Below are 13,125 nucleotides of genomic sequence, written 5' to 3' on the forward strand. Positions count from 1 at the left end.
ACGCTCTTACATGTTGGTTTTAATACCTTCCTTCTACTTAACTCCAGTTTGATTCCCTATCCACCACATAAACGGCAGCCCTTGAACGGAATTTCAACACATTCTGTCCATTTCTATCGATGGTTTCCGCCCGCTTCACATTCGGAACCTGGTTGTTCTTGACGGCTTGATTGAAGGCTTTGCCGAGTCTAGCTCGCATGGCGGCAGGCTGCAGGCGGGCATGTTCAGCCTTTGTGACAGAGATCCCACTAAAGGACGGCAACTCCAAAAGTACGAATTCTTTTTTGTTGGGCATCGCTTCCGCCTCTTTGATGAGTGTGTCCAACGCCTTTATATAATCGAATGATTCATGGTCATAGCAAATATCTTCAAGCATTTTTATGATGAAAAAATTCACAGTGGTGTTGTTTCGCTTTGCCGCTTTTTCCACTGCGTCAAACAGCTCTTGATCGATTGATAAATGGATACGTTGTGACATAAAATGACCTCCTCGGAATCCAGCGTGGTTTTCGTAACCATCACTTTAATTCCACTATAATGAGGGTTGCGCAATCTGTAAAGTGTCGGAATACAACATTAAAAACCTATCTGATTGAGAATCAGATAGGTTTTCGTTTTTATTCCTTATTCCCCGTCCAAACACGCGGTATATCCTCTTGCAACATCGGGTGAACAAGGATTTCGTCCAACCCAACCGTGTCAATTTGCGAGGATGGTGGTAGTGATATGGTCTACCTAACAGAATTTGACATCTATCATTATTTTCGAAATCGAGAAGATAAAAAAATCACGACCCGTCAAAAAGAGTATTCGATTATATTTTGAGTTTTCTCACCTATCATGGATGGCAGGATCGGATGAACGGAATCGAGTACACGGAAGAAAAAGTCGTCAGCATGGAGCGGAAATCGATCGACAACATCGACATCGCCAAAATCAAACGGGAAATCGAAAAGATGAACCGGAAATTGAATGGCGATTGGAAAAAAGGTGGGAAAATGCGAGTCGCTGTGATTTACTCTCTTATTTATACAGGGCTGCGGGTTTCGGAGCTCGTGAACCTGAACCGGGACGATTTAGACGTAAGGGAACGGACGGGATCGATCCAGGTCCGGGGAAAAGGAAACAAAGAGCGTATGGTTCCGGCCCCGAAAGAGCTCAGACGGAAGTTAGTGGAATACCTGGGCGAACGGACGGACAGCAATCCCGCCTTATTTGTATCCAATAGGGGACAACGGATAAGTGTCCGGAACATCCAGGACATCCTGAGCCGTTTGAGTGATCGCTGCGGGTTCAAGAAAGGAACGGTCCATCCCCACGTCCTCCGTCATTCGTTTCTTTATCAAACGGCCAAGAAAGTTCCGCTCACCACGCTTACGCAGCTCGCTGGCCACGATGATCCGAAGACGACGATGATTTACACCACACCAAACCTTCAGGAAGTCGGAGCGAAACTCGATGACTTGTATCTGGACGATGAGTGAGCGTATGAAGGGGTCCTATAAGCAACAATTAATAAAACTAACTCAACCATTAAGCTGAGTTAGTTTTTGTCTTTTTTAAGTTATCTACAGATTGTTCCAGGAGTAGTTTGTACGCACATATCATCTTCCTAATAGGCAAAGTGACAGGGTAACTGCTCTAGTCCGCAAGATTTCTTCCAATAATAGTAAAAATGTTTTTTGATAATTTTGATAAGTATTGTTGATAGCTCTCTATGTCGAAATTTATACTGTTTATAAAATGACATAGCGAGAAGAGGGAAACCATTGAAGAGAAATTGGAATCAAAAAGAACTCGATGAACATTTTAGTTTATTACCAAATGAACATCATTTAGTACTGAGTAAAAAAACAAGTGCAAACCGTATAGGGTTTGCTGTCCTTCTTAAATATTTTCAACAGGAAGCCCAGTTTCCTAACAAGAAGCAAGATGTGCCCAAAGATGTCGTTCAACATCTAGCTGATCAAGTAGATGCCTCGGTTGAAGATTTTTTTGACAGCTATGGTTGGGGTGGAAAAGAAAGAAGTTATACAGAACATCGAAAGGCAATACGTAACCTATTTGGATTCCGAGAACTTACTGCAAATGACAATCATCTTTTCGCAGAGTGGTTAGAAGAACAGGTTCAGTTTACACATGATACCGACTACTTGAAAACCCAAGCTACAGTCTTTTTCGCACGTGGAAAGTTGAACCACCTTCCGTAGGAAGTTTGAAGCGAATGTTTGAATCTGCTATCGATAACTTTGAAAAGAATTTATATAAAATGACCTATCAGCAACTTTCTCCTAAGACCTGCTCACGATTAGATGCCCTTCTTGAATCACACTCTGATGAAGGGTCCGATGTTTTTTTCGAAACCGAAATTTCTGATAAAGAAAACAACGACATTTTAACCTTTCGTCAGTTACTATCCTCTCCAGGAAAACCAAGTGTGAGTACAATGGAAATGGAAATCAAAAAATTATTAGCCATTCAACATCTTCAAATTCCTGATGGTTTATGTAAGCAGATGTCTCCTAAACTAGTAAAAAAATATCGACTTCGTGCGGCCACAGAAACCGTAACGGAATTGCGTGCACACCCTGCACCCATACGCTATGCCCTTCTTGCCACTTTATTTACGCATCGTCATGAGGAAGTCATTGATTATTTAGCTGATTTATTGGATGAAATTACGCTTAAATTCGGAAATAAGGCCAAAAATACAACTCGAAAAGAAGCAGTAGAAGAATTAGAAAGAGTCCAAGGAAAAAATAAACATATTGTCAGTTTATTAAAAGCAACCGTAGAACACCCAGAAGGGGTCATTCAAGATACTTTATTCCCTATTGTTAGTTCTGATATGATTCGAAATATTATTAAGGACATGACAAAAAATAACCGGGAGTACAAAGAAAAAATTTATACAAAAATGCATTCTTCTTACCAAGGGCATTATCGGAAGTCCCTTTCTAAAATTTTAAACAACCTTACTTTTCGCTCAAATAATCAATTTCATCAGCCGATTATCGAGGCTATTCAACTCATTCGAGAATATGGAGAAAGTGGGCAGCGTTATTTTGCTGCTGGAGATGAAGTTCCCATTGAAGGTGTAATTCAGCCGAAATGGAAAGACGTTATTGTCGAGACAGACAGCAAAGGGATTGAAAGGGTAAATCGAATCAATTATGAAATTGCTGTGATACAATCGATTCGCACTCGACTTCGTTGTAAAGAAATTTGGATTGAGGGCGCTGATCGATATCGAAACCCGGATGAAGATCTCCCTCAAGATTTTGATGAGCACAAGGAAGAATATTTTCAAGCACTGAAAGCCCCTTTTAATGTAGAGCATTTTATCAAAGATATTATACAGTTGATGAAAGATAAACTTCATTTATTGAATCAAGGACTAGGCGATCAAAGTAACGAAAAAGTAGCGATTACTTCTAAAAATAACAAGGGGTGGATTAAAGTTACTCCACTCGAAAAGCAACCAGAACCTCCACACGTGACGATGCTTAAACAGGAGGTTAAGAACCGTTGGTCTGACATTAATCTATTGGATTTACTAAAAGAAACAGATTTTCATACGGAGTTTACCAAACACTTTAAAACCACAGCCAATCGAGAGATTTTAGATCGAGAAACCGTCCAACGACGGCTTCTTCTAAGTTTATTTGGATTAGGAACGAATACAGGTTTGAAAACTGTTTCTGCTGGAAACCACCTAGATAGTTATCGGGAACTTCGGTATATACGTCAAAAGTTTATTCATAAGGATCATTTGCGAAAAGCCAACGCAGAGATTACCAACCATATCATCTACAATCGAATGAAAGAAGTATGGGGCGAAGCTACCACTGCATGCGCTTCCGATTCAAAACACTTTGGCTCTTGGGATCAGAAACTACTTTCTGAATGGCATCCTCGTTATAAGAAACATGGTGTTATGATCTATTGGCATACAGATCGTAAGTCAGCTTGTATTTATTCTCAGCTAAAGTCCTGTCTTTCTTCGGAAGTGGCAGCAATGATGGAAGGGGTTCTTCGTCACTGTACCGACATGGAGGTTGACAGAAATTATGTCGATACACACGGGCAAAGTGTCGTTGCTTTTGCTTTTTGTCATCTACTTGGTTTTAAACTGATGCCACGCTTTAAAAATATTGGGTCTCAAAAGCTATATCGTCCAGAAGCCGGCATGAATGAGGAATATCCTCATCTGCAAGAGGCTTTAAGTAGACCGATTAACTGAGATCTTATTCGGCAGCAATATGAACAAATCATTAAGTTTGCAACTGCTCTCGGGGTTGGGTACTGCTTCTGCCGAATCCATATTAAAGCGATTTACAAGGGATACGAAACATCCAACCTATCAGGCTTTATGTGAATTAGGAAAAGCGATTAAAACAACTTTTTTATGTGATTATTTACACTATGAAGAGATTCGTAGGGAGATCCATGAAGGATTAAATACAGTGGAACAATGGAACTCGGTGAATACCTATATTTTCTATGGAAAAAACAGCGAAATTCGTTCCAATTCGATAGAAGATCAAGAGGTGTCTGCCTTATCACTTCAATTGCTGCAAAATTGCTTAGTCTATATGAATACCTTAATGGTACAAGAAGTACTTTATGACAACAACCAATATTGGTTGAAAAAAATGACTTCAGAAGATTTTAGGGGATTAACACCTTTGTTTTATCATCATGTCAATCCATACGGAACTTTTGAACTCAATATGGATCAGCGAATACCTATTAAGTTGAAAGTCTCGTAATTTTCATTATTTTGATTAGTAACAGAAACCAGCTAATGTTTTGACATGAAGTTAGCTGGTTTTTGTAATGAACAACACTTGGATGTGAAAAGAGCTCAATCCTTACTCCAGATAAGAGCCCTTTAGTAGAAGACTCGATTTCGCAACAATTGATGAAGCACAAACAAGGAATCATTAATCATTCGCTTCTCGATGTTAGCTGGTCATTAATATGTTGTTCTCTTATCCATTGTTTTACCTTAATCAATCGTTGGTCGAAGGCACATTGAAGTAATCCAGTCAATCGATATTGAAAGAAGTCCTTTCTATGGAGTTTCAATAGAGCATCTTCATAAGATGAAAAACCGAGCTTTTGAAAGAGAAACCAATCTAACGCCTGTTTGATGTTCTCTGGATTCTTCCAATAATTACTTGGAACGTTAGCCAATTCCCACGGTTGAAACTGACCGGGATAAACAGTATTAATGACTTGATAAGGTGAATCACCAAAAGAATAAAAAATACCATTAAGTTTATGATCTTTAAAGAAACGATGATTGATTTTCAAAGGGATTTCTTGATGAAGTATCTTGCACTTTTCTTCAATCACAAATCGAACGGCTTCTATTGCCCTTTTTCTTCCGTTTTCCCCTTGCCAATAATTATTGGAAACTTGATTGAATTCCCAAGGTTGAAACTTTCCAGGGTAAGCATTATCAATTACCTCTATAAAATTCCATCCAAAAACATAAGCAGGAGGTCGTAAACGGTGAGTCCAAAGGGTTTCAGCCGTGACTTTTCGAGGGATTTCTTCGATAGGAATTCCTAAGTACTCTTCGACAAGGTAACTTGTTAGGAAGGCTAAATATGTCTTTCCCTGATCTCCTACAAAAAAGTGATTAGGGAATCGTACTCTTCTTCCATCTAATACATCCCGATAAATTTGAATTATTTTTTCTTTTTCTATCATTGGAGATCTCTCCTTTCTTTAATGTAAATTATATCCAGATATTAGCATTATATCCAAATTGGTTCTACGTCAGAAGCTGGCCAGCGAAAAGGAAATGTTCATTAAAATCGCAGCTCTAGGATAGTAGGACTAGCTGTTACGGAGTCCGGTTCGGCTCTCAACAATGCGCAATGTCCAGCTCGAAGGTGTCGACGCAGATTAACAGGGAAAACTCATTTAGAAATACTACGGTGAACCAAATCAGAAATTAAGTGATTCAACAATCGGGCCAGATTACGGAATAAAACGTAAAAAAAATTGGCATAGTGAATAGTTTGTGAAAACCTTCACTTAAGCTAACGGGGCAGTAATGTTTAATAAGCAAGTCTAGATGGGTAGTAGACAAAAACTGCGAACCTATGCTAAGGGAGGAAAATAAAAACGGTGAAAGAGTTCACCGTTAAATTTAACCTATTTATTTTGTGTAATTTCTTTGTAGTAAAGATAATCGACTTTGTGCTTTGTAGCCATTAGTTGGGAAGCTAAAATAGCTGTGTAAACAGTAGTAAGGACAATTGCTCCAAGACCAATACCTGAAAGGTTTACTTTGTTTGCAGTGCTCAGGCCGCTATTACTTTTACTCACCTCGGACATTGAAAATCCTTCCTCTCTATGTGTTTATAGGGAATATTTTCTCTAAAGGCCTAAAATTTATACAGAAGAATTTAACTTTTACACAGTACGGAGATATTGTAAAGTAAAAAAAAGGACGATAGCAAAAAATTGGTTATCGTTCTTCTTCAACTCCCTCGGTTAGATAAGTATTTCTCACGAATACTCGCGTATTCGCAGGATTTCATTCCACTTGGCAGAATATGATTGTATGAGTAAAAGGGGATATGACCTATGAAGGCAGGTGGAAACAGAGGATTAGATTGAAATCCCATGATATTCCAGGTGCTGCACGCATACTCCAAAATACTTGATATCTAACTCGATAAACAACGTATACTTGGATATCTTAGGATTAAAGGGTAGCTTCCTATTTCATTAGAGTCTTTAAAACCGTTTATGACCTTCCAGCAAAGCCAGCTGGCTTTGATACCTGGCAGTCCCGCAATAATGATTTTGGGAAAGCAACATACGTTCATTTTGTTGCTGAAAAATATTAAAAGAAATAACCGCAGCCAGCATTCACTTTGCTGGCTGCGGTCTTTTTCATTCCTGAATATTAATTAACTGTTCTAAATCCATCTCGTATTTAACCTTGATCTGCAGATTTCTCCATTTTTCCCTCCATTCTTTTTTCTCTATCGGCCTTGAGAAAGGGGTTAATGTTCTGGCTCCAATGTCTAACGGGTCGGTTTGCCACTCCTGGTTTTTTTGCAGAAATGCTTTGGTTTGGCTTTCAAGATGGGATTTAATTTCGTTAGTGATCTCTGCTATATCATCCAAATCATTAAGATTCTTTTCACCCTGATACTCATCTATTCTACCTTTCAGCTCTACTTTTAAATTCATTTCTGTTAAGTCCTGGTTGAAGGTGACATCTACATTTGTGCGCACATGGCCTAATACGACAGATAGTTTTGGTATGGGAAGGTATTTTAAATAATAATCATTCGCTATAAGCTGGTAAATTTCATCATCTGAATCAGTAACGACAGAGATTAGCTTGTCATTTTGAAAAATAGCTGTACCTTCATAATTGAAATTTCCGTTCTCTGCCTTGAACACAGGCAGGATTGGATCAGTAAAGGGGGAATACAGCTTTTGCATGAATTGATGCAGATTTACAATCGACAGCTGGCCTTGCCGCTTTCTCTCGTAGTGTTTTAACATGCGATAAAGGTAGTAATCCAGGTTTTCCTGGCTTTCTATTTCTTCCTTAATATAGTTTTTAACATCACCCTGAACGATAACGAGATAGAGTCGCTGAGAAATGTCAGGATCCGTAAATATGGTATTAATAATTGGCCTCAATCCTTTTTTTGCAAGCTCTTCATTAATTAACAGAAACCGAAGCTGCCCAACTTTCAACTCTCTGTAATACCTTAGGTTAAAGCCTTTTCCGCTTTGCTTCAGCAGGTCTACCTGCATGGTCAGGGTCCGTTTTTTTTCTTGAATTAAAGGAGGTACGACTGTGGTTGCTTCAAGCTTTCCCTCTCCGGCGTCATCCAGTGACCAAAAAATCACTGGAGCAATTTCTTCAATTTCGTTATTTTCCAGATAAGGAGAACACCCAGTGATCAAGATCACACAGTATACTATAGTTATCCATATAGCCTTTTTTAAATATGCCATATTCTATAAGCCCCTCTTTTTTCTGCTGAAAATAATAAGGAATAAGGGGATCAGAAGGTACGTAAGGGAACTGCACCATATTTCAAGATTAAGCAATAAGCTTTGATGATGTTCTTCTCTCCAGATCCATTTGTTTACTGCAATTAGCCATACTGAGGCGATGATGCAGATGATTTGAATTCTCCACTTGGAATGATTGGTTTGCAGCTTTTTCCCTAAAATGCGGAGAGCGCCATAGAAACATAGCAAATAGATTGAAACCCCAAACACTAAATTGAAGATATTCAAACATATAAAAATGATATCAACTCTTTCAAATATTGGAGATTGAAGATATCTAACCATCGTAACAATAGGAAATTTGCTTAAGCTTAAGAACTTGGATCCAAAAAAGAATAGAGAGGCTAAAAATAATACCAGGTATACTAACACTGATAATGTATTAGCAAATGTAAAATATTTAAGAAAGCTGCCTCTTGGGTTAAGTAAATGAGCGATACAAACGATATATTCCGGACCGGACAAAGATGACCATATGAGCAGCAAGCCCTTCCAGGAAATATTTGACCAATCTTCAGGAATTAAAGGATATAGGTCGGAAAGTGAAGCAATGGACGGCATGAAAAAAGTATAAAAAAGCAAGAACATCCATATAGAACAGAGAAAGGTGATTACGGAAAAACGGATGACATTCCCCATTCCCAGTGAAGCTATATAGCAGCAAACTGCCATGACAAATACAATCAGCCAATTTGGATTCATAGAGGGAAACACAAATTGATGAATAATTTCAACGTATCCTAATGTGACAACCGTTACTTTAATTCCAATCACAACAATGCCGACTGCTGCAAAAACACGCATCGTCCATTGTCCGAATAGATGTACAAAACCTGGATATCCTTTTGAAGCATGCTCTGATGATAACCATTTTGATAATAAGATTAAATTTAATTGAGAGAATATGCCCACCAAAATAATCCCCCATATCATATATGGGTGGGTTAAAACAGTTGGCATTACATATAAAAAATAAAGCAGCTGAAGCCGATTTACGATAAAAAACACATAAATGCCACTAAAGGACGACGTGTTATTTTCTATAGAAATAGAAGTCATAAGCTCATCTCCTTTTGCTGTAACGCCATTTTTGGAAAGGGTGCAAATGGTCGGGCCTGGTTTTCATTTTTGTTAAAGGGCCACGAATAAATAGGTCAATCCAATCTTTCCAGTAGAAAGGAGCCACAGGGGCAAAATAGGGCTGTCTAAGTGATGTAAGACTGTTCAGATGTGCCAAAATGATGATCATCCCCAGGGCTATTCCAAATACTCCGAGAAATAATGAGAGGAGCAAAAATAAAAATTGAATCATCGTGTTCGCTTTTGTCACGAGATAATTAGGGACTAGGAAGGAGGCAATTGCTGATACACCTACCAGCACAATCAGTACTTTGCTGGCAAAGCTAGCCTCTACGGCCGCCTGTCCAATGACAATTCCTCCGATTACGCCAAGTGTCTGACTGGATTTAGTCGGCATCCGCAAGCTGGCTTCTTTGATAATTTCGAGAATAATCAGCATGAGCAATGCTTCCCAAAATGGAGTAAACGGCAATTTACTTCTGGATTCTACTAAAACAAATAGAATTTGCAGAGGCAGCATTTGATAGTGATGGGTAGTCAGTGCTACATAGAGCGGGATAAGTATTATCGATAAAATAAAGCTGATATAACGGATTAAGCGTAAGAAACTGGCGACAGGCCAGCGGTTAATATAGTCTTCCGGTGATTGAAACAGATGAAAGAATGTAACTGGGCCAATCAACACGAAAGGAGTATTATTGACAAGAATAATCAGCTTGCCAATTCCTAAAGAATAAGCACAGACATCCGGCCGGTCGGTCTGCTGGAACTGTGGAAATATACTGTTCTGATGATCCTCCATAAAAGCTGCAATCTGTGAAGAATCGAAAAAAAGATCGAAATCGATTTTATTAATTTTTTCCTTGGCAATCGATACAAATTCGGGATTTGTTACGCCCTCCATATACATGAGGACAACCGTCGTTTCACTTAATGAACCTACCTTTAACTTTTCTGCCTTTAATTCAGTAACCGGAAGCCTTCTGCGAATAAGGGTAATATTCGTATCGAGCTGTTCGCTAAAGCTGTCTTTCGCCCCATATAATATTGTTTCCGTGTCAGAAGTTTCAATAGAACGTCCCAGATTATTTGTAAGAAGGACACTCCACCATTGTTTCTTAAGCGAATCAAAAATAATAACGGACCCAGCCAATAATTGTTTTTCAGCTTCCCCCAAAGTGAAAATTTCTTCAGACTTAGAAGTTGAAATACAATCTTGGATTGACTCATTTGTACAATGGAGCAATGGTTCAAATAAAGCTTCATTCATTCTTTCCTGATCTATCAAAGTTCTTATGTAAATGAAGGTGAAACATTGGCCTTCTGGTTTTTGCCTCTCAACAATCTCAGCGTCTTCCAGATTGGCTAGAATCTCCTTTAATAGTCCCAGTGAGAGGTTTTGCTGTCCTTTTTGAAGTGTCTGCTTTTTTTCCTTTTTCCAAAACATCAAAATCCCCCACTAAGTAAATTAAAGTTTAAGGCTCTAGAAGTAATGAATAGGTTGAGCTATACCTAGTATGCTGACTAATAGCAAAAATATGCCAGAGTAGGTGATGAAATCAGTTTATGAGATGCAATAGAATTGAAATTGGATGGCTCAGCTGTCCGCTATTTCAGCAGGCCTATAATAAAGCATCTTCTTGATGGTCCAAGCTACCAACCTCCTTCCACTTTATAACCCCCTAATTTGTTATAGGAGTATTATCTGTAACCGCAATTAAACTTATACCACAAATAAATAACGGATAGAAAAGGAAACAGCATCTTTCTAATAAGGTCTTATATTTGTGAATAAATGCACTTAAACTATATATGTATTACCTCCATGTATATATTTCTTTTTTGAAAACCCAACGAAGAGCAAGAATAAACCCAGAATAAACCCAGTAAATACTAATATGTCGCATTGTAAATTTAAATTTTTTTTAAAAATAGCTATCTCCTTAATATCACCAATTAAAGGACAGTATTAATTTATTTTAACGGATTTGATTCCATACCTTTTCCAGATTTAATGGGACAAATACTTTGTCTCCATGTATCTGTCTATGTATAATAGGATTTTTAAAAGATTGATCCAAATGATCAACTTCTTTTTTATGTCTGGTCCTAGGATTCACTCTAAACAAATTTTCAAAGTTTTCTCCTGACAAATTCATATCCTTTTCTCCTTTTTCTTTCAATTATTCAGTATCTTTTGTTATCGTTACCTTTTTACCATAAAACTTTTAAATACAATTTGTATAAACCAATACTTATGCCGATAATCAAAAATAACATAGGTGAAAAACAGGACCGAATAGTACCCCAAATATATTTAGACTTGAGGAATAGATCAACCCTACTGTTACGAAATAAGCACAAAGACAACCGGAGAAAAGAATAAAATGATTTCCCATCTCCAGAATGCCAATAAGTATGAAAGCTATAAATAATCACTTTGTTAAAGTTTAATTGAACATTAATTAAAACCTTTAATAGGTTCAAAAGTAGCCCCTTGAGAAACTTACCATTTAAAAGTTGTCCAAAACCAGGTAAGACAATACTCCAAAAGGCTTTTTCCATTCGCCCTTCTTTTGGTATTCACCACTTCCTACTGGCTAACCGATCCAATGAATTTTAACTATTTTGATTCTTATTTCTTGCTAATTGCTCTTTATCCAACGTTCCAGGTGGCTGTTCCATCCATTCATTTTGAATCATAATATCCGCACCAGCTTTTGCATATTGAACGACTTCTAGTGATAAACGTTCATAATTCATGGCCAAATCACTTCGCTGACTTGCAGCAGCAGATGTTGCGTAGTTTCCTAAACCTATTGCACTCAACGATGTCATAAAAAACACAGTTAATTTATCTGAAAACGGTGGGATTGTTGAATCGGTAATTGCAACTTCTGACGAAAGAGGTGGTTGTAAATCATTATCCATAAGCATCTTTGTAAAGACTTGAATATGTTTTTTTGTAATATCTCTTCCTCTTAACATCCATTTTTGAATATTTTCACTCGAAGATGTTTGAGCAAAACTGATTGCCAAGCTTCCCCCTATAACATTGGTTTGGGTATTCATATGTAAGTAAGATATTTCTACTGCATTTAGTGGCCTTTTGTTGGTAAATGGATTTAAGCCACTTAAATATTTTTTGCTGTCTACAAAGTCTGTTTTAGTCGGATAAGGGATATATGGTGCTCTAACAAATAACCCTTTTGAAAGGGATACATCTGCACCAGCGTCGTATAAGTAAGATACTTCCGTAAGTCCTTCTATGAAATAAGATCTAATATCTTTCCTAGCACTCATGGCAATAAAGCCACCGTATGCAAGTAAACCTACTCTTGATATATGGCCAATATATTCAAGCATAAACGTATCCGTATATAAACGAGGGGCATTCATATTAACATCTTGATTTGTAAATCCCGTCGGTAATGGGATTTTTTCCATTTTAAAAATATGGGTTAGCTTTTCGATATGAGTAGATGAAAGGTCATAAGCATGTTGGATAATAGAACGAATTTCTTGATCCTCTACATCTTTAAGAAAATAGCCTAAAATACATTTAGACATACTATCATTCATATAAGCAGTCCAAATACAAGCTATTTCAGCTGATGTCAGTTGAGGGTGTTGTTCAGACATATATTTTGTTACCTCCAAAGAATAATCTTAATGTTAGATTATTCTTTGCAAATAACCGTATATTATGACAGAGGCCAAAAAAAATAATATTCCTTGGCTTTTTTATTATTCTCGTTTAGTTATCCAGCACCGTTAATTGAATTATCTTAGGGTTTCCTAATAGAGTATTCTCTTATACAAGAATATGGCCCTTTTCTGGAATAAGCATATAAAGGAAATCTCCCACTTTGCATTATAATACAGAGGTTGTGATCACACCTTATTATAAATGTCTGTTTCTACTAACAGGAAAACTCATTATCAAAAACGAATGTATTAGATAAACGTGATTTTCTAAAT

Annotated in this window: 9 protein-coding genes and 2 pseudogenes; 2 read left to right on the top strand and 9 right to left on the bottom strand. The window is 37.6% G+C overall.

Annotated elements, in window-relative coordinates:
* Nucleotides 1-37 precede the first annotated feature (37 nt).
* Complete coding sequence (locus tag AA0X71_RS22270; protein WP_413357476.1) at nucleotides 38-478, bottom strand: hypothetical protein; 441 nt, start codon at nucleotides 476-478, stop codon at nucleotides 38-40.
* A gap of 379 nt (nucleotides 479-857) precedes the next feature.
* Here AA0X71_RS22270 and AA0X71_RS22275 point away from each other — a divergent pair, with 379 nt between their 5' ends.
* Together AA0X71_RS22275 and AA0X71_RS22280 are read left to right on the top strand one after the other, a co-directional pair.
* Nucleotides 858-1,484, top strand: coding sequence for a tyrosine-type recombinase/integrase (locus tag AA0X71_RS22275; protein ID WP_413357477.1), 627 nt, complete (start codon nucleotides 858-860; stop codon nucleotides 1,482-1,484).
* A gap of 285 nt (nucleotides 1,485-1,769) precedes the next feature.
* A pseudogene (locus tag AA0X71_RS22280) lies at nucleotides 1,770-4,772 on the top strand (Tn3 family transposase).
* A gap of 178 nt (nucleotides 4,773-4,950) precedes the next feature.
* On the opposite strand, the gene AA0X71_RS22285 reads toward AA0X71_RS22280, so the two are convergent.
* The 8 genes and pseudogenes from AA0X71_RS22285 to AA0X71_RS22320 form a co-directional block, all read right to left on the bottom strand.
* Nucleotides 4,951-5,721 (bottom strand): hypothetical protein, encoded by a 771-nt coding sequence (locus AA0X71_RS22285; protein WP_413357478.1) that lies wholly within the window; start codon nucleotides 5,719-5,721, stop codon nucleotides 4,951-4,953.
* Between the two features lie 450 nt (nucleotides 5,722-6,171).
* On the bottom strand, nucleotides 6,172-6,354 hold the full coding sequence (locus tag AA0X71_RS22290; protein WP_413357479.1) for a hypothetical protein: 183 nt from the start codon (nucleotides 6,352-6,354) through the stop codon (nucleotides 6,172-6,174).
* Between the two features lie 564 nt (nucleotides 6,355-6,918).
* Complete coding sequence (locus AA0X71_RS22295; RefSeq protein ID WP_413357480.1) at nucleotides 6,919-8,004, bottom strand: Ger(x)C family spore germination protein; 1,086 nt, start codon at nucleotides 8,002-8,004, stop codon at nucleotides 6,919-6,921.
* Nucleotides 8,005-8,007: 3 nt separating this feature from the next.
* Nucleotides 8,008-9,123 carry a GerAB/ArcD/ProY family transporter gene (locus tag AA0X71_RS22300; protein WP_413357481.1) on the bottom strand — a complete coding sequence of 372 codons (1,116 nt, stop codon included), beginning with the start codon at nucleotides 9,121-9,123 and terminating at the stop codon, nucleotides 8,008-8,010.
* 4 nt (nucleotides 9,124-9,127) lie between these two features.
* Nucleotides 9,128-10,591 carry a spore germination protein gene (locus AA0X71_RS22305; RefSeq protein ID WP_413357482.1) on the bottom strand — a complete coding sequence of 488 codons (1,464 nt, stop codon included), beginning with the start codon at nucleotides 10,589-10,591 and terminating at the stop codon, nucleotides 9,128-9,130.
* 532 nt (nucleotides 10,592-11,123) lie between these two features.
* Nucleotides 11,124-11,303: a hypothetical protein gene (locus tag AA0X71_RS22310; protein WP_413357483.1), complete on the bottom strand. Its 180-nt coding sequence runs from the start codon at nucleotides 11,301-11,303 to the stop codon at nucleotides 11,124-11,126.
* A gap of 55 nt (nucleotides 11,304-11,358) precedes the next feature.
* Nucleotides 11,359-11,709: pseudogene (locus tag AA0X71_RS22315) on the bottom strand (hypothetical protein).
* A gap of 54 nt (nucleotides 11,710-11,763) precedes the next feature.
* On the bottom strand, nucleotides 11,764-12,786 hold the full coding sequence (locus tag AA0X71_RS22320) for a DUF3231 family protein (protein ID WP_413357484.1): 1,023 nt from the start codon (nucleotides 12,784-12,786) through the stop codon (nucleotides 11,764-11,766).
* Between the last annotated feature and the right edge of the window lie 339 nt (nucleotides 12,787-13,125).

Origin of the sequence: Robertmurraya phoenicis, from assembly GCF_047302285.1 — a bacterium.
Taxonomy (GTDB): domain Bacteria; phylum Bacillota; class Bacilli; order Bacillales; family Cytobacillaceae; genus Robertmurraya.